This window comes from Bradyrhizobium sp. 172 (genome assembly GCF_023101065.1).
Taxonomy (GTDB): Bacteria; Pseudomonadota; Alphaproteobacteria; order Rhizobiales; family Xanthobacteraceae; genus Bradyrhizobium; species Bradyrhizobium canariense_D.
In genome coordinates this window covers 4,202,740-4,216,073 of record NZ_CP064701.1, presented here as the reverse complement: position 1 = coordinate 4,216,073, position 13,334 = coordinate 4,202,740, and the positions used below count along the sequence as shown (strand labels likewise).

Annotated in this window: 27 protein-coding genes and 1 tRNA gene; 13 read left to right on the top strand and 15 right to left on the bottom strand. The window is 61.5% G+C overall.

What is annotated here, in order from left to right:
• Positions 1-68: 68 nt before the first annotated feature.
• The 3 genes from IVB07_RS20380 to IVB07_RS20370 all read right to left on the bottom strand — a co-directional run bounded on the left by IVB07_RS20380 (position 69) and on the right by IVB07_RS20370 (position 1,682).
• Entirely contained in the window at positions 69-695 is a 627-nt protein-coding gene (locus tag IVB07_RS20380) for a pilus assembly protein PilZ (protein WP_018454388.1), read from the bottom strand.
• A gap of 165 nt (positions 696-860) precedes the next feature.
• The gene (locus IVB07_RS20375) at positions 861-1,508 is read right to left on the bottom strand and encodes a hypothetical protein (RefSeq protein WP_018454387.1); all 648 of its coding nucleotides are present in this window, start codon (positions 1,506-1,508) and stop codon (positions 861-863) included.
• Positions 1,509-1,607: 99 nt separating this feature from the next.
• Positions 1,608-1,682 (bottom strand) — tRNA-Glu (locus tag IVB07_RS20370).
• 224 nt (positions 1,683-1,906) lie between these two features.
• On the opposite strand from IVB07_RS20370, the gene IVB07_RS20365 reads away from it, so the two are divergent.
• The 3 genes from IVB07_RS20365 to IVB07_RS20355 are packed head-to-tail and all read left to right on the top strand — an operon-like array spanning position 1,907 to position 2,639.
• Complete coding sequence (locus IVB07_RS20365) at positions 1,907-2,161, top strand: PilZ domain-containing protein (RefSeq protein ID WP_007591415.1); 255 nt, start codon at positions 1,907-1,909, stop codon at positions 2,159-2,161.
• 58 nt (positions 2,162-2,219) lie between these two features.
• Complete coding sequence (locus IVB07_RS20360; RefSeq protein WP_247766632.1) at positions 2,220-2,465, top strand: hypothetical protein; 246 nt, start codon at positions 2,220-2,222, stop codon at positions 2,463-2,465.
• Positions 2,466-2,471: 6 nt separating this feature from the next.
• The gene (locus tag IVB07_RS20355) at positions 2,472-2,639 is read left to right on the top strand and encodes a hypothetical protein (RefSeq protein WP_018454385.1); all 168 of its coding nucleotides are present in this window, start codon (positions 2,472-2,474) and stop codon (positions 2,637-2,639) included.
• Between the two features lie 108 nt (positions 2,640-2,747).
• Here the strand turns inward: IVB07_RS20355 and IVB07_RS20350 are convergent, their stop codons facing one another.
• The 3 genes from IVB07_RS20350 to IVB07_RS20340 all read right to left on the bottom strand — a co-directional run bounded on the left by IVB07_RS20350 (position 2,748) and on the right by IVB07_RS20340 (position 4,759).
• The gene (locus IVB07_RS20350; protein WP_247338025.1) at positions 2,748-3,386 is read right to left on the bottom strand and encodes a glutathione S-transferase; all 639 of its coding nucleotides are present in this window, start codon (positions 3,384-3,386) and stop codon (positions 2,748-2,750) included.
• A 293-nt stretch (positions 3,387-3,679) separates the two neighbouring features.
• Positions 3,680-4,132: a VOC family protein gene (locus IVB07_RS20345; RefSeq protein ID WP_247338024.1), complete on the bottom strand. Its 453-nt coding sequence runs from the start codon at positions 4,130-4,132 to the stop codon at positions 3,680-3,682.
• 228 nt (positions 4,133-4,360) lie between these two features.
• Positions 4,361-4,759, bottom strand: coding sequence for a VOC family protein (locus tag IVB07_RS20340; RefSeq protein ID WP_018454382.1), 399 nt, complete (start codon positions 4,757-4,759; stop codon positions 4,361-4,363).
• A 288-nt stretch (positions 4,760-5,047) separates the two neighbouring features.
• Between IVB07_RS20340 and IVB07_RS20335 the strand changes: the two genes are divergently transcribed.
• Both IVB07_RS20335 and IVB07_RS20330 read left to right on the top strand, forming a co-directional pair.
• Positions 5,048-5,248 carry a hypothetical protein gene (locus tag IVB07_RS20335; protein WP_018454381.1) on the top strand — a complete coding sequence of 67 codons (201 nt, stop codon included), beginning with the start codon at positions 5,048-5,050 and terminating at the stop codon, positions 5,246-5,248.
• Between the two features lie 5 nt (positions 5,249-5,253).
• Positions 5,254-5,523: a hypothetical protein gene (locus IVB07_RS20330; protein WP_018454380.1), complete on the top strand. Its 270-nt coding sequence runs from the start codon at positions 5,254-5,256 to the stop codon at positions 5,521-5,523.
• Between the two features lie 624 nt (positions 5,524-6,147).
• Here IVB07_RS20330 and IVB07_RS20325 read toward each other — a convergent pair.
• A complete protein-coding gene (locus IVB07_RS20325; protein WP_247364700.1) occupies positions 6,148-6,363 on the bottom strand; it encodes a DUF3072 domain-containing protein in 216 nt (71 codons plus the stop codon).
• 160 nt (positions 6,364-6,523) lie between these two features.
• Here IVB07_RS20325 and IVB07_RS20320 point away from each other — a divergent pair, with 160 nt between their 5' ends.
• Both IVB07_RS20320 and IVB07_RS20315 read left to right on the top strand, forming a co-directional pair.
• Positions 6,524-6,739 (top strand): hypothetical protein, encoded by a 216-nt coding sequence (locus IVB07_RS20320; protein ID WP_018454377.1) that lies wholly within the window; start codon positions 6,524-6,526, stop codon positions 6,737-6,739.
• 168 nt (positions 6,740-6,907) lie between these two features.
• Positions 6,908-7,288 carry a hypothetical protein gene (locus IVB07_RS20315; protein ID WP_018454376.1) on the top strand — a complete coding sequence of 127 codons (381 nt, stop codon included), beginning with the start codon at positions 6,908-6,910 and terminating at the stop codon, positions 7,286-7,288.
• A gap of 22 nt (positions 7,289-7,310) precedes the next feature.
• Here the strand turns inward: IVB07_RS20315 and IVB07_RS20310 are convergent, their stop codons facing one another.
• The 5 genes from IVB07_RS20310 to IVB07_RS20290 all read right to left on the bottom strand — a co-directional run bounded on the left by IVB07_RS20310 (position 7,311) and on the right by IVB07_RS20290 (position 9,569).
• A complete protein-coding gene (locus IVB07_RS20310) occupies positions 7,311-7,820 on the bottom strand; it encodes a hypothetical protein (protein WP_018454375.1) in 510 nt (169 codons plus the stop codon).
• Between the two features lie 220 nt (positions 7,821-8,040).
• Entirely contained in the window at positions 8,041-8,217 is a 177-nt protein-coding gene (locus IVB07_RS20305; RefSeq protein WP_007610124.1) for a hypothetical protein, read from the bottom strand.
• Between the two features lie 170 nt (positions 8,218-8,387).
• Positions 8,388-8,660: a hypothetical protein gene (locus IVB07_RS20300; RefSeq protein ID WP_247338023.1), complete on the bottom strand. Its 273-nt coding sequence runs from the start codon at positions 8,658-8,660 to the stop codon at positions 8,388-8,390.
• A gap of 175 nt (positions 8,661-8,835) precedes the next feature.
• Positions 8,836-9,138, bottom strand: coding sequence for a hypothetical protein (locus IVB07_RS20295; protein ID WP_018454373.1), 303 nt, complete (start codon positions 9,136-9,138; stop codon positions 8,836-8,838).
• A 245-nt stretch (positions 9,139-9,383) separates the two neighbouring features.
• Positions 9,384-9,569, bottom strand: coding sequence for a hypothetical protein (locus tag IVB07_RS20290; RefSeq protein ID WP_007591378.1), 186 nt, complete (start codon positions 9,567-9,569; stop codon positions 9,384-9,386).
• A gap of 408 nt (positions 9,570-9,977) precedes the next feature.
• On the opposite strand from IVB07_RS20290, the gene IVB07_RS20285 reads away from it, so the two are divergent.
• Both IVB07_RS20285 and IVB07_RS20280 read left to right on the top strand, forming a co-directional pair.
• Entirely contained in the window at positions 9,978-10,274 is a 297-nt protein-coding gene (locus IVB07_RS20285; RefSeq protein WP_007591377.1) for an HU family DNA-binding protein, read from the top strand.
• 136 nt (positions 10,275-10,410) lie between these two features.
• Complete coding sequence (locus IVB07_RS20280; protein WP_018454372.1) at positions 10,411-10,587, top strand: DUF2934 domain-containing protein; 177 nt, start codon at positions 10,411-10,413, stop codon at positions 10,585-10,587.
• Between the two features lie 252 nt (positions 10,588-10,839).
• Here the strand turns inward: IVB07_RS20280 and IVB07_RS20275 are convergent, their stop codons facing one another.
• Positions 10,840-11,067: a hypothetical protein gene (locus IVB07_RS20275; protein WP_247766631.1), complete on the bottom strand. Its 228-nt coding sequence runs from the start codon at positions 11,065-11,067 to the stop codon at positions 10,840-10,842.
• 287 nt (positions 11,068-11,354) lie between these two features.
• On the opposite strand from IVB07_RS20275, the gene IVB07_RS20270 reads away from it, so the two are divergent.
• From IVB07_RS20270 to IVB07_RS20260, 4 genes are all read left to right on the top strand, one after another.
• Positions 11,355-11,504, top strand: a complete 150-nt coding sequence (locus IVB07_RS20270) for a hypothetical protein (RefSeq protein WP_018454370.1) — start codon at positions 11,355-11,357, stop codon at positions 11,502-11,504.
• Positions 11,505-11,760: 256 nt separating this feature from the next.
• Positions 11,761-11,883, top strand: coding sequence for a hypothetical protein (locus IVB07_RS40430; protein WP_256374376.1), 123 nt, complete (start codon positions 11,761-11,763; stop codon positions 11,881-11,883).
• Positions 11,884-12,094: 211 nt separating this feature from the next.
• Complete coding sequence (locus IVB07_RS20265) at positions 12,095-12,475, top strand: hypothetical protein (RefSeq protein ID WP_018454367.1); 381 nt, start codon at positions 12,095-12,097, stop codon at positions 12,473-12,475.
• 195 nt (positions 12,476-12,670) lie between these two features.
• Positions 12,671-12,868 carry a hypothetical protein gene (locus IVB07_RS20260; protein WP_026232719.1) on the top strand — a complete coding sequence of 66 codons (198 nt, stop codon included), beginning with the start codon at positions 12,671-12,673 and terminating at the stop codon, positions 12,866-12,868.
• Here IVB07_RS20260 and IVB07_RS40425 read toward each other — a convergent pair.
• Together IVB07_RS40425 and IVB07_RS20255 are read right to left on the bottom strand one after the other, a co-directional pair.
• Positions 12,865-12,990, bottom strand: coding sequence for a hypothetical protein (locus tag IVB07_RS40425; protein WP_256464728.1), 126 nt, complete (start codon positions 12,988-12,990; stop codon positions 12,865-12,867). The two genes, IVB07_RS20260 and IVB07_RS40425, sit on opposite strands and share 4 nt — an antisense overlap.
• Before the next feature lie 78 nt (positions 12,991-13,068).
• Positions 13,069-13,299: a hypothetical protein gene (locus IVB07_RS20255; protein ID WP_026233438.1), complete on the bottom strand. Its 231-nt coding sequence runs from the start codon at positions 13,297-13,299 to the stop codon at positions 13,069-13,071.
• Positions 13,300-13,334: the final 35 nt, after the last annotated feature.

Sequence of the window (13,334 nt, the reverse complement as noted above, 5' to 3'; positions counted from 1 at the left end):
GAACGAGGCGCGGACCTTCAAAAGCTTATCTCGAAATAGGGCTGCGATAGGGCAGCGCGGCCGGAGGATCAGGCCGATTGCAGCATGGCCGTGCGGACGATCAGCCGGACGACGTCGTCCCGCGACTGCTTTTCGGCGAATTTGACAGCAAAGCCGTTTTCGAATTTGCGGATCACGCGCCCGACGCAAGCGCCGACCGCAAGCGGGGTTCCCACTGGCGGATCGTATTCGCAGGATATCGCGACACCGGCCGTGGAGACGTCGATGATGAAGCAGGCATGGGTGCTGCCGTCGGCGAGCGTCAGGAAGGTGTGCGCGACCTGCGGAACGAAGCGCGCGTCATTCCGCAGCTCCTGGACGCTGGCGTCCTTTTGCTTCTTCTCGAGCCAGGTCAGCTTTTCCGACATCCAGGCGCGCCGGGCCCGCGTCATGTCGAGCTCCATCAGGAAGCCCGATTTCAGCGTCGCGCTGATGGTGCATTGGAATTCGCCAAAATCCTGGAAGTAGGAGGTCACGCGCTCGCCGACCTTTCCGACTACGGGAACGTCGACCATCATGCGGAACGGTGAAACGCGGCTGGTGCGGCAGGCGAAGGTACGGAGCTTGCCCTCGCAATCGTACCAACGCGGCAGCGAGTAGCTGCCACTCACGGTGACATGCACGGCACGCTGTCTGAGGAACTCTGCGACGGACATGGGCGCCAATCGTGTTTCGGAGGTTTTCCGTAATTCCACGATAGCAATCAAATTCTAAGCAAATGATACCGGCGCTCACGAGCAGGGGTAAATTTCCGGTAAATGCGCAGATCGGGGCGGGCGGCATAGCGCCGCGATTGTCAGGCCCGTGACCTCACGATCGCGTCATCCGAGCAGCACCAGCAGAGCCAGCACGCCAAGGGCCATAGCGAGCTTGATCGTCGCGCAGGCCAGGCCGCTCGGTCGCCTCTCAAATCCGAACCACGGCAATGCATGCTGCATCGCGCGCGTTGCGAATGCTTCGACGATGGCGAACAAAAGAGCGATTCCGGCGAGCAAGGACCACGATGTGTCTGGAAGCATCCATGTCGCGAGCCAGGCGGGGACGGACGCTTTCAGCGATGCCAGCAGCGCGAACCATCCGAACAGGGATACGAAGCCCTTGATGATGTCGGGCCCGATCGTACCAAGCTCGAGACGGATGCCGATCTTTGCAAGAGCGAGTTCGATGCGCTCGCCATCGGTGAAGAAGAGAAACGCGCCGAGGTAGAGAGGAACGCGCGACTGAAACAGCAGCGCGATGATGCCGAACAGGACGGCGTAGCCGCAGGCGTCAGCGAGAATGGTCGTGCCTGCCGTATGCGACGGCTCCGACGCAGTCGTTGCCCGAGGCCGCGATCTGGCGCGCGCCATGTGCTCCAGCATTCTGGCGCGCCGCTCCGGCACGTAGGCTGCCGTGCGGTGGATCCATGGCGGAGGCGTCGGCGAGGCAATCCCGGCCTGGTCGTCCGAGGGAGATTTGTGCTGCGCCATCGGCCTGCATCCAGTTCCATCTGGACCTTGGTCGGAGGCGAGGGGCGGGGAGGTTCATGCGGGGCGGCAGATTTCGCCCTGTCATCCAACGGCGGATGATGGCGCTCCCTAGCGGAATCGAACCGCTCTCTCCACCGTGAAAGGGTGGCGTCCTAACCGATAGACGAAGGGAGCAAACCCAGGGCCCCGCCGCTTTTCGCGGCACGGCCGCTGGCCGCCCGAGTCATGCCCGGCGGCTGCAGCGGGCGAACCTATAATGGCCTTTGGCGCCCTGGGCAAGCCGTTCGGGAACGGTCTTTTGGCACCGGTGGATAGCATCCCACCCAAGGATCGGTCGGCCGAATTCAACGGTTTCTTAGGTTCCCTGAGCTAGCGCTGGACTGGGAGAATTTAAGCCGATGCCACCGCCCAAGAAGCGCGCAGCCCGCAAGTCGCTGTCGCAGCATGCCTGGATCACGCTCGACGGCGGATTCGCAGCGCGGCAATGCCTGGTCCAGGACATCTCCGCCACGGGCGCCAAGATCACGCTGGACGAGGATGCGAGCCAGCTCCCGGGCGTGATCCGGATGGCGTTCGCGCGCGATGCGCGGACCGGGCGGAGCTGCCAGGTGGTGTGGCGCCGCGGCAAATCGGCCGGCATCAAGTTCATCTGATCCCCGGGCAAAGCGACCCCGATGGCGCGCGACGCCGGTCCGGGCTAGAACGGCCTGCATGCGTGCGCCGCTCCTCATCCTGATCTCGTTGCTGACGACGGCCGCGGCCGCGGCGGAAGCCTTGCGTCTGCCGCCTCCGGAGCGCCCACAGGCCGGCAAGGCCTTGCCGCTGAACGGTGCCGGCGGGACCGCGAAAGCGGGCTCCTGCGCCGCCTATGGCCGCGGCTTCCATCTGGTCGAGAGCACCGGCACCTGCGTCAAGATCGGCGGCTCGATCAGCGTCGAGACCACGGTCAGGCGCTGAGCCCCCATGCCGCCGGACATCATGCGGCCCGAGATCATCGTCCCGTTCGTGATGTATTGCGCGCTGCTGTGGTGGGTCGGCCGCGGCCTGAGCTGGACTGCGCGGCTGGGCACCGCGGCGGTCACGCTCGTGCTGATTTTCTGCGTGCTGCTGTTCGAGCGCGGCTGGCCCTAAACAAAAAAAGCGAAAACAACCCCATGCACAGTAGCCGCCATCTCCCGGCGCCGCGCGGCAAAATGCCGATTCATCGTGCTCGTAACGGACTTTAAGCCGCGCCACCGCTCACGACATCGGCGGTGCCACAAATTGCGCAAAACCGGGCCGTTTGCCGAGTTCGGCGAGCCAGCGCGTCAGATGCGGCTGCGCGGGCCGGGTGATGCCCTCGACGCCGAGCCAGCGCCGCGCATAGGCGCCAACCGCGATGTCGGCGAGCGTGAACGCATCGCCGTCCATGAACGGACGCGTGGAGAGCAGGCGGTCCGCGATGGCCCAGACCTCGGCGGCGGCATCGGCATCCTTTTGCACCTGGATCATCTCGCGCTCGGCGGGCGGCGTGCGCACGATGCCCCAGAACACCGGGCGGTCGACCGGCTGCACCATCGACAGCGTCCAGTCGAGCCAGCGGTCGACGCTGGCGCGCAGCCTCGGCGCCTCGGGATAGATCGGCGTGCCGCGCCCATGCGCGAGGCAGAAATAGCGCATGATCGAATTGGATTCCCACAGCGTGAAGTCGCCCTCAACCAGCGTCGGGATCCGCGCATTGGGGTTCATCGCGAGATAGTCGGCCTCGCGGGTCTTGCCGAACGCCATGCCGGCGTCGATGCGCTCGTAAGCCAGGCCGAGCTCGGCGAGGCACCACAGCACCTTCTGCACGTTGACCGAATTGGCGCGGCCCCAGATCGTCAGCTTTTGGTCCGGCACGTCATCCTCCCCAGGCGTTTCTTTCGGCGCAGGTGATAGCGGAATCCACTGCGGCGGGCGACGCGCGATTGCGCCGATCCTCGCATGCAAAAAGCTCCGCCCGAGGCGGAGCTTTCATTGCAAGGCAAAGCCTGGTCAGGCGATCAGCGGCCGAAGAACAGCCACAGCAAGATGATCACCGGGATCGGCACGCCCAGCATCCACAACAAAATTCCGCGTCCCATCGCGTCCTCCTCCAATTGCATTGTCGAAGAGAGAACGCTTAGGAGAGGGGCTGGTTCCGGCAAAAAGGCCTACCAATGGCCGATGTTGGGCATCGACGACCACGGCTCCTGCGGCGGCTTCGGATCGCCCTTCTGCAACAGCTCGATCGAGTGCAAATCCGGCGAGCGGACGAAGGCCATGTTGCCGTCGCGCGGCGGACGGTTGATGGTGACGTCGGCCTTCATCAGCTTCTCGCAGGTCGCGTAGATGTCGTCGACTTCATAGGCGAGATGGCCGAAGAAGCGATCCTCGCCGTATTTTTCCTCGTCCCAATTCCAGGTGAGCTCGACCAGCGGCGCGCCGCGCGTCTGCGGCTGCTTCTTCAGCGCCTCGAGATCGTCCGACGAGCACAGGAACACCAGCGTGAAACGCCCCTTGTCGTTCTCGATCCGCCGAACCTCCTTCAGCCCCAGCGCATCCTGGTAAAACTTCAGCGCGACATCGAGATTGCGCACGCGCAGCATGGTGTGGAGGTATCGCATGGTTGTTGCTCCCTGGGTGGATGGAGGGTTTTTGGTTCGGCCGAGCCGAAGGGAGTAGGAGATAGCAGGAAAATCCGGGGAGGGGCAGGGGGCGGGTGCACATGTGCATGAGGGTGAAGCCGGCTGATGAAGTAAATCAGCCGGCGAAATTTCAATGCACTCTCACCGAAAATCCAGTGCCGCACACGCGCCATTGGCTGTGTGTGCGGGGCGGTCTGCTGCCGCGACCTATTGCGCCGCGAGGCGGTGTCCGGCCTGCTCGATCGGCGGCATGAAGAGCGATACCGCCGTGCCTTCGGGGTCGCGAAACTGGAACGTCCTGTTGCCCCATGGCATCGTTTTCAACTCGTGCACCAGCGTAACCTTGTCTTTCAGGCGCTGATAATCCGCATCGATGTCTTCAACCTGAAACTCGATCACGGCGGTGCGGTTCGCGCCGGGCTCGGCACTGTTTTCTTTCCAGAGCGTGACCGTCTCGGCTGCGCCGATTGCGAGGTTGGCGCCCGGCGTCACGATCTTGGCGAACACCGGCGCGAGCCATTCGGCGGAACATCCGGTCACCATTTCGTAGAACGAAACCATGATTTTGATGTCAGTAGCGATCAGGCGAGTGGAGGCGAACTTCATGGCATGTCCTTTGGTTGACCGCAGATTTGAGCGGCATCGCGGGGCTCGTCGCACACCGCTGCTGCCACCCTGATGTCAGCAGTCACGATGCCGCGCCGAGCGCGCCGTGAATGGCGATGGCATTGCTCAAGCGCTAGAAAACGAGCCCTTCACGAAGCCCCTCAGCGCTAACCGGGTCCTCAGAACGTGACGCAAATCGCAGAACTGGGCCACCTCACTCACGGGGGACACGGGGTTGTTTAGCCGTTGGCAGATGAACTCCCCGCGGAACTCACGCGACTAACCGCTATGGCCAATATTCTAGGCGAGCTTCTGTTTGCACTTATCCGCTCGATTGTTGCCGGATGGGCGTATGCGCTCTGGGTCAAACTGGCGACATGGCTCGAGCCGAAAATTCAACGGCGTTGGGTGAAGATTGCCGTAGGAGGCCTCCTCGGCCTGGCAGCCTTTTTTATGATTCCGATCGTGATGGCGCTGTTGGGCCTTTGAAGACAATGAAATCCGTTCTCACCGTCGCACTGGCAATCGGGGCCCTCGTCTCGACGGTGCTGCTCGTCATGGAGCAGCTAACCGACTACTCCACCCCTGTGATGGCATGGGAGATGCCGGGTATATCCGCAGCTTACCTTTTCTGGGGAGCTGTCGGCAGTTCCGTTTTCTTGGGCGTCGCCATCACTTGGGCCGTGAACGCCATCGTTTACGGGGCGCCCGCTTTCGTTGTCCTTACAGTCATCAAGCTGGCAATCCGCGATCTGCCGAAGTGACAGAACTGAGCTCGGCGCGGAGCCGATGCTCAGCGCGCTCAAGAAAATGAGCGGCAGCAGGTCATGCAAGGCGCCTGACGCGCCTTGCATGATCGTCTGAAATTTCGCCTGCCGGCGAGCGGCCGGACGGCCGACATCATGAACCACGACGGAGTTCGAGGCGACGAATGCCCGTAAACGAAGGTCTCTCGTCGTGAAATGGTTTAGACGATACGCAGTTGGCTGCCTGATCGCGGTGCTCCTGTTCTCGGGCCGAGACAGTTACAAACGGCCCGGCGAAGACATGCGCTACGGGGCCATCCTTATGGTAGCCGCCGGTTGGCCTGTTGTTGCCGCGATTGTCGTGGGAAGCACCATCGGTGACATCGTACATGACGTGAAGCAAGGCAAAGCAGGATGAGTGCCCGGCTCGCAAAGCGACAGGCCGCGATCCCGGCATTGAAGTTGTGGAATCGACATTGCTCGTGCGCTCAATCGACGCTGTCTGTGCCCGACGAAATGCAGCGCGCTCAACGTTTGTGAATGCAGCGTTGGCCGAACGCCTGCAACCTTCCCGCGACACTTCTGATCATCGGTGAGTCATGTTCTTCCGTCTCGCAGGGGCGGGGCGTACATGCCCGCTGTCTACTTCTCGAGCCCGGCCTTTTGCCGCATCGTGTCGATCAGCTCTGACGCCTCTGCCTTGGTCAGATCCTTCTTGGGGAGGGGCTTGTGCGCCTGCTCGGCGAGGGTCTTGAGGTAGGATTCCTGGGCGCCGGTCATCGGGTCGTCGCCGAAAACCCAATCCTTCGGATCCTTTTGTGTGTTGTCCCCGGTGTTGTCAGCTGTCTTGTCAGCCATCGCGATCTCTCCTTTTCCACCTAACGTCGGCGCGCGCTTGTCGTTCCTCATTTGTTCGTCAGTCGAAAACGTGCGGAAATTGAACGTCTCGAGATCTGCCATGAAGAACCGACCTACTGGCCAGCGCGGAACAAGCGCTCCCGCCAAGCGTAGGTTCTGCATGAGCGAGAACCTGTCCCATCTCATCGAACATTCCGTGCAGATCGCCTGGGATTATCTGGAGCGCACCGGACAAGTCAGCGACGCGCCGTTCACCAGCCGCTTTCTCTCGGCCGCCGTCGAAGAGATGGTCCGCAAGGGCGAGCACAGACGCCTCATGCTGGCCAACCGGGCCATCACGGCGTTCGAGCGGCTTTCCAATAGGCAAGCTGCATAGATCGGTCCCCGGCCTTCGGTCGTCACTGCGCGGCGGTCCTGCAGTTCTCCGAGTGCAATTTGTTGAACCCCGGCGAAGCCCGGCGCGACCAACCGCCATGCTGCAAAGCCTGCTCGGCATCGGAATTGGCTTCGCGGCCTATGTGCTGAGACACCAAAGAGGAAAGTCGTGAAGGCGATCACACTGCTCGCGGTGGCGGCCATGCTGCTGGTGGAAATCTTCGGGTCGAAGGCGAGCGTCGGCGGCTCGATGAGCTTCATGCTGGTCTTTGTGCTCGTGATGCTGGCTGTCGCGATCTACGAGGCTTGGTCGAACGAGCGCGGCGCGATCGGATGGATCGTCAACCTGTTCGCTTCGGCGGTTGGCGGGCTGGTTGCGGTTGCCCTGATCGGGATGGCCGTGGAGGCGATGCTGCCATACCTTCACCTCGAAGGTTCGCTCGCGTCCTCGCAACATCCCCTGAAATACGTCCTAGTCGCAGCCATTGCGATCTGCATGGTGCTGGGATCATGGCTGCCGCTGTTGGCCGTCAACCGGTTTCGTCACTGAAGGGCACCCGGCGTCGCGCTCCCTAGCGCTTTGCTTCCTGCTTGCCACGCCTGATTTCCTCAGCCTCGTCCACCAGCTTCAAGGCGGCGCCGTCGTAGCTCAGCTTGAGCCCACGGCCGACAGTCCATATCCATCCGTCCCGGGAGTCCCTGGTTGGCTGGGCGTTGAACTGGTCGGAGATCGATTTGACGGCAGCGTCTTGGGGACCCGGATTGTTCAACTCCGCAATGACGCGCCAGATGCGATGTTTGGGATCAGGATTCCCAGGGTCAACGTCGTCGGCAAAGATCGTGACCTTGGCGCCGTCGACTGCGCACTCCAGGACGTAGGAATCGCGAATCTGACGGCAGCGGTAGCGACGTTGCGTGACGAGCTTGTTGGTTTCGTCGAATGTCATCCCTGGCGAAAAGCCGAGGATGTCGGACTTCTTCACGAGTGCCATAGACGCAGGCTTTAGAAAGCCGGGCTGTACCGCCACGAGAACGGCGGCAACAACAACGATCAAGCCGGCGACAACAATGGCAATCTTCATCAGCCCCTCACAAGAAACGTTCGACCATACAACAGCCGGAGCGTTCTACCAGCCATCGCCCTGCATGCTTCGAGCCTCCGGCTATTTTTGTAGGACTGCACCTTCGGAGGATCACAGCTTCGGAAGATCGCATGGGCACGTATCGGCTGGTCATGAACGTGAAAAACCGCCCCTGACATGACCAGGGGCGGCTTTCACCAAACGGGGTTTCGAACGCGATCTAGTGACCGGTGCCCGGCTTCGTCGTCTTCGGCGGCTTGCCGTCTTCGATCCGGCCTTCGTTGCGCAAGTCGCGACCTTCCTGGGCCTTCTTCTGGCTCTCGGGGGACTTGCCGTGTTCGTTCATCTCTTCTTTGATGAATCCGGCGCCTTCCTTCACTTTGCCTTCAACGCTCATGACGATCTCCTTGCTGGAGATGGGGCAACTCGCGGCAAGACCTGACCGTTCCGGTGCGCGCACGATTGTGAGGAGTGCATTCGACAGGTTCCAAAGACCCCTTCTCATGAAATGGCCGCGCCGCTTGTGGAAGCGACGCGGCCGGGAAGCGAGCCGTACAGGAAACCGGCTTACTTCTTGTTGCTGCGGGTCTTGGTACCGCCCTGGTCGCTGCCCGGGCCGGAGCCGCCCTGGCCGGAGGCGTCGGGCCTCACCATTTCGCCCTTGCTCATGCCGTCATGGCTCACGCCGGTCGTGCCGCTGCTCATCGTGCCCTTGTCCGTGTTGGTCATGCCGGGCTTCTGCATGTTGTCGGACTGCGCGGCGGGGCCGGTCTGGGTCTGGGCCAAGGCAGAGCCGCACATGAGGCCGAGGGCGGCGGTCGCAATGACGAGCTTCTTCATCTCAAACTCCTGGTTGGTTGTGTGGGCCAACGGGAGCGCAGAAACCGTGTTCCTAAAACAAGGCGTTCTGGAGTGCAAAAATTCTCGTCTGCAACGAGGCGTTGTCGGTTCTGCTTGAATCAGAACTGCTCCAGATTGTTGTGACGCGTTTTCGTCCCGCGAATTTGAAAACGCTCTAAGCCGCAAGCCGCTGATCGGCCGGGCCCGTCAGGTGCTTGAGCACTTCCGCGTGCTCCAGGTCGGGAACCGCAATGGCTGTGTGGCTGTAGCTCGTATTGGTTCGTGAGTTTGCAATCCTGTCCAGGATCTCGCCGCCCTTGATGACGTGGAGACCCATGCCCTCTCCCGACGGGAAGATCGCGAGCACCACGTCATAGGCTGTGATGACGGCGCGAAGCGCTTCGGCCTTGTCTTCGGCAATGTCGACGAACACGCGAACATCGGCCGCGAGTTCACGCAGCTCGTTAAAATCCAGCACTGTGGGGTACTCCAACGCAACGATACTAAGAGGAGCTTGGAGGCGTTAGGTTACCGAAGTCTCAACGGCGCATGCCCAGCCAAAGGTTTATCGACCAGGCGCTCCCGTCCAGCCGATAGGACGCGCGGGCGTTGCCGCTTGCTCGGCAAGGCGCCGGCACGGAAAGAACCTATGGAGCGGGAGGGACGGAGCGCGCCTCATACCCATACGGGCGTCACGCGATACGCGCGTGACTCATGTGCGGTTTACTTGGCGTATCCCTGGGAGCGGAGCCACGCGATCTTGCGGTCGCCATTGATCCAGTCGTCGGCGTCTGCCTTGCTGGTGAAGCCCTTGATTTCGCGCTGTTCGCTGTCCGGGTAATCCGCCAGGATTTTCCAGTCGTTGTCTGCAATGCGGACGGTTTTGAAGGTCACTTTTGTTTTTGCCATGCCGCATTATGCAGGAGATGGCCGAAAAAGAGAACCTGCCTTGTGACGGTCACCGGGGTGGCCGGGCGCAGACCTCGGGGGCCAGCCTGATCGGCAGTGCGGGGCCGGGTCCAGGCAAAGACGAAAGCCCCGCCTGGGGGAAGCGGGGCTCTCTGATGGGGGGTGAAGCTTGGGGACTTCAAAGAGTTAGACGCCTCGGGGAGAAAATGGTTCAACGCGAAAACGGCGGAAGCTGCGGCATCTTTGCCGGGGCGTCCGGCCCTCCGCAGAACCCCTGCTTGCGTTTTGGGCGTCGATGGGTTCTAAGCCCCGTCACTTCATGAAAGTTGGCATGAAACAGAAGCGCGTTGCGCGGTCGGACCGCGTCCTGAGCAAAGCCTGCTCGCGCGCACAGAAGGAAATTCAGACATGGCGAAGATGACGAAGACTCAGTTGATCGATGCAATTGCCGAGGGCACGCAGCTGTCGAAGAACGACGTGAAGTCGGTCATCGAGTACATGGCGACGGTCGGCTACAAGGAGCTCAACGAGTCCGGCGAGTTCGTCATTCCCGGCTTCGTGAAGATGTCGGTGGTGAACAAGCCGGCGACCGAAGCCCGCATGGGCGTCAATCCCTTCACCAAGGAGCCGATGCAGTTCGCCGCGAAGCCGGCGAGCAAGTCGGTGAAGGCCTCGCCGCTGAAGGTGGCCAAAGACTCCGTCTAAGGGCTCGCGTTTTCGTTGCGGAGGCTTCTTTTCGCGGAGCGCTGCAATGATTGCTTGCTTGTGCTGAACCAATGAGGAACTCTCTTAAGGAACTCTAGGGCGTCGTCAGGCTTTGCTTCCGAAAGGGAGAAATCACATGACTGGTCTCAGCGAAGAAGAGATTCGAAATCGGGCCTATCACCTCTGGAAGGAGGCTGGCGAGCCCGCAGGCACGATGGACACCTTCTGGTATGAGGCCGAAAAGGAGCTTCTCGCCGAGCGGACCAAGCAAGGCGAAGTCCCACCCGGCATGACCGACAATTTGTCGGTCTGACTTTGCTGGTCTAACAGGCGGACAGGGGCGAGCGTCGACAGTTCTCAAAGCAGCCACCCGGCATAACACCCGGGTGGCTGCTTTGCTGTTCGGGCCCTCGTTCGAATCGAGTCGCCTCCGTGCGGCCGCCTCAAAGAAAAGCCCCGGTCTTGGGGACCGGGGCTCTTCAAGCTGGTCGGCCGCGTTGCGACATGCCGCCAGCACCACCGAATTCGACCTGACAACGCGGGCCGGGAAAACTCGTTCCGGCCGCTAGTCCGGCGATACGGACACGTCGATGATCGCCGGCGTATCGACCTGGCGCTCGCGCCAGACGATGAGATCGCATTTGGGATTGAGCCACTGATATTCGGAGCCGCGCGCCTTCAGGTGCGCGAGCGCTGCATCATGTGCGGTGGTCTGATCCGGCGCTTCGACCATGATCTCCACGGTCTCTTCGATCTGACGCACCACTTCGACGGCGTAGTATTTTCTGGTCACGATCCCTCGCTCCGGAATGACTAACGGGGAGGGCGGTGGCGCGTTCCCCAAAAGAAAAACCCCGCGCTTTCGCACGGGGCCTTCTTGGCTGGCGGGGAAGGGATTTCAGCGCCTAGCCGCCGCGCCGTGGCTCGAACTTAAGGTTGAAAACCTAAAAAGCAACCGTCGGCGCGCGGAAGGCTCAAGGCGATGTGCCCGGCGAATTTCACGGGAGGGGCTGGACTTGTTGTTCCCATTTTGTTCTAGTGAGGCATCTCTTTTGGCAGCGACATTCTTTGGAGGTGCCCATGACTGTCGAGAAACAACGCGAAGTGATCAGGCTCTGGAATCAGCTCAGGAAGCTTGATGGTCCGGCCGCGGAAGAACTCCGCATCCAGATCCTCGAATGCTTTTCGGAGAAGGCTCTATCGAAGGATACGGCGAAGCGAGCGGCGTGATGAGCATCGCACTATCTCGATGACAACAGGCAATCGCGCGCGCCTTCACCGATCGTTAGGGATCGTTTTGCGCTGGTTTTTCGACTCTGATTCGTTCCTTACGAACGAAATGGAGTCGGATGCAGAACAAGTCGTGGCTTCTGTGTCGATGCGGGACACGCCTTTCCTGACCAAGCCGGCGTGATGCTTCGCACAGTCCCGTTCGCCTGTCCTCGCTACGAGTGAGGCGAGGGAGACGCGACATGGATGCGTGCTGTTGCTCGAGATGTTCGCCGAGATCGCAAAAGTGTTTTGGTACGACCGGCACCCGCGCTTGCGCAACGACAGGCCCTCGGTGCCGCAGGTGCCACCGCGGTCGAAGTCCGAAGACGCCATGTGAGCGCGCGATCGTTGGCGACGGCGCTCGTTTGCATGCGAACAATATATTAAGACTTGCTTCCTGCCGGTTTCTGCGATTCCGATTCGTTCTCCGAGAACGAAAGGCAGGCGAAGCTGGAACAAAGCCGGACGACGGATCACCACAAGCTTCGCTTCACCGTCTCGACGCTCTCCGTCGCCGGCGCTATCGTTGCTCCAGCGGCGGACGCAACATGAAGAACGGGCTTTATTCCATCCACATCCACATGCTCGACGGCGTGAAGGGCCGCGACAGCGGCGTGCTGATCCTGCGTGACGGCGTTCTGCTCGGCGGCGGGCCGTATTTCTGGTCGCGCGGCGCCTACACGATCCGGAACGGCAATTCGGACAACGGCCCTTCGGAGCACGGGACCTGGAAGGGCGAGCTTGTCACCAACCAGCATACGCCGTTTGCGGATGGCTTCGCCCGGCCGCTGTTCGGCGGAGTGGAGGCAACGAGCGGCTTCTCCGGGACGTTCAGCGACGACACGGCCGAGGTGTTCGGCACCGTGCTGGTCGCAGGCCATCGCAGCCTCGGTTTTCGCGCGAGCCTGAAGCGGCTCGCCGAGTTCTGAAGACGCTTGTTCTGAAGAGGCTTGGCGAACTCCTAACGGAAGCTTGCCGCGAAGCCGATAACCCTATTCGGTTAGGTTAAAAGCGCAATCGCGTTGCACTTGCCGCCACTTGCGATAGGTGTCTGGCGAAGACGCGATCCGACTTTGGCCAACAAGCGACTTTGGCCAACAAGCAATTTTGCCAAGAACGAATTCATGACACCTTTTTCAGAACCGTCCTTTTGTCAGGGCGACCCCCACACCTACCGGCGCATCGCCATCGTCGGCACGCTCTTTTGTCTGGCTTTCGTGGTGATCAGCGTCTCGCTGCGGCCACAGCTCGAGGACACGCGTGTCGCGGTCAAAGCCGACAGGCTGATGCGTACGGCGGGCCAGCTACCGCACACGAATTAACGGTCGTCGGTGGAGGTCTGATGGTCGGCGCAATTGCTTGGGCACGCGGTGCCGTGTGAGGCGAGCGCCACGAAGCCGGCATAGCCGGACAGGTTGAGCAGGATTTCGAGCCAAACGGGCATGTCGGCCTCCTTTCTCCTTGAAGGCTACGCCAACGTGCGCGCGAAGCGCATGTTCCCGGACAAAGGCGGACCGGCGCCTCAAAGTGGGGTGGTGGGGTCGAGCCGCCGGCCGAGGGCGCCTACGGACTCGCTCGACGGCTGTTCCTTAAGGAACTCGGCAATCGCCCGCGCCAGTTCGCCGTCGCTCATCGGGGTCGGCGGCGGGCGCAGCGTACCGACACCGAAACTGCGGACGATCTCGTCGTAATGCTGATCTCCGGATCTGGGAACGAGCCTGCGGATACGGGCCAGCAACGTGGATATCGGCACTTTATCCTCCTCGGCTCCCCGCTGGCAGCAATTGT

What these genes read in the sequence shown, in the direction of transcription:
- IVB07_RS20380 (WP_018454388.1), bottom strand. Translation starts at nt 695, where the DNA reads ATGTCCGTCGCAGAGTTCCTCAGACAGCGTGCCGTGCATGTCACCGTG.
- IVB07_RS20375 (WP_018454387.1), bottom strand. Translation starts at nt 1,508, where the DNA reads ATGGCGCAGCACAAATCTCCCTCGGACGACCAGGCCGGGATTGCCTCG.
- IVB07_RS20365 (WP_007591415.1), top strand. Translation starts at nt 1,907, where the DNA reads ATGCCACCGCCCAAGAAGCGCGCAGCCCGCAAGTCGCTGTCGCAGCAT.
- IVB07_RS20360 (WP_247766632.1), top strand. Translation starts at nt 2,220, where the DNA reads ATGCGTGCGCCGCTCCTCATCCTGATCTCGTTGCTGACGACGGCCGCG.
- IVB07_RS20355 (WP_018454385.1), top strand. Translation starts at nt 2,472, where the DNA reads ATGCCGCCGGACATCATGCGGCCCGAGATCATCGTCCCGTTCGTGATG.
- IVB07_RS20345 (WP_247338024.1), bottom strand. Translation starts at nt 4,132, where the DNA reads ATGCGATACCTCCACACCATGCTGCGCGTGCGCAATCTCGATGTCGCG.
- IVB07_RS20340 (WP_018454382.1), bottom strand. Translation starts at nt 4,759, where the DNA reads ATGAAGTTCGCCTCCACTCGCCTGATCGCTACTGACATCAAAATCATG.
- IVB07_RS20335 (WP_018454381.1), top strand. Translation starts at nt 5,048, where the DNA reads ATGGCCAATATTCTAGGCGAGCTTCTGTTTGCACTTATCCGCTCGATT.
- IVB07_RS20330 (WP_018454380.1), top strand. Translation starts at nt 5,254, where the DNA reads ATGAAATCCGTTCTCACCGTCGCACTGGCAATCGGGGCCCTCGTCTCG.
- IVB07_RS20325 (WP_247364700.1), bottom strand. Translation starts at nt 6,363, where the DNA reads ATGGCTGACAAGACAGCTGACAACACCGGGGACAACACACAAAAGGAT.
- IVB07_RS20320 (WP_018454377.1), top strand. Translation starts at nt 6,524, where the DNA reads ATGAGCGAGAACCTGTCCCATCTCATCGAACATTCCGTGCAGATCGCC.
- IVB07_RS20310 (WP_018454375.1), bottom strand. Translation starts at nt 7,820, where the DNA reads ATGAAGATTGCCATTGTTGTCGCCGGCTTGATCGTTGTTGTTGCCGCC.
- IVB07_RS20305 (WP_007610124.1), bottom strand. Translation starts at nt 8,217, where the DNA reads ATGAGCGTTGAAGGCAAAGTGAAGGAAGGCGCCGGATTCATCAAAGAA.
- IVB07_RS20300 (WP_247338023.1), bottom strand. Translation starts at nt 8,660, where the DNA reads ATGAAGAAGCTCGTCATTGCGACCGCCGCCCTCGGCCTCATGTGCGGC.
- IVB07_RS20290 (WP_007591378.1), bottom strand. Translation starts at nt 9,569, where the DNA reads ATGGCAAAAACAAAAGTGACCTTCAAAACCGTCCGCATTGCAGACAAC.
- IVB07_RS20285 (WP_007591377.1), top strand. Translation starts at nt 9,978, where the DNA reads ATGGCGAAGATGACGAAGACTCAGTTGATCGATGCAATTGCCGAGGGC.
- IVB07_RS20280 (WP_018454372.1), top strand. Translation starts at nt 10,411, where the DNA reads ATGACTGGTCTCAGCGAAGAAGAGATTCGAAATCGGGCCTATCACCTC.
- IVB07_RS20270 (WP_018454370.1), top strand. Translation starts at nt 11,355, where the DNA reads ATGACTGTCGAGAAACAACGCGAAGTGATCAGGCTCTGGAATCAGCTC.
- IVB07_RS20265 (WP_018454367.1), top strand. Translation starts at nt 12,095, where the DNA reads ATGAAGAACGGGCTTTATTCCATCCACATCCACATGCTCGACGGCGTG.
- IVB07_RS20260 (WP_026232719.1), top strand. Translation starts at nt 12,671, where the DNA reads ATGACACCTTTTTCAGAACCGTCCTTTTGTCAGGGCGACCCCCACACC.
- IVB07_RS40425 (WP_256464728.1), bottom strand. Translation starts at nt 12,990, where the DNA reads ATGCCCGTTTGGCTCGAAATCCTGCTCAACCTGTCCGGCTATGCCGGC.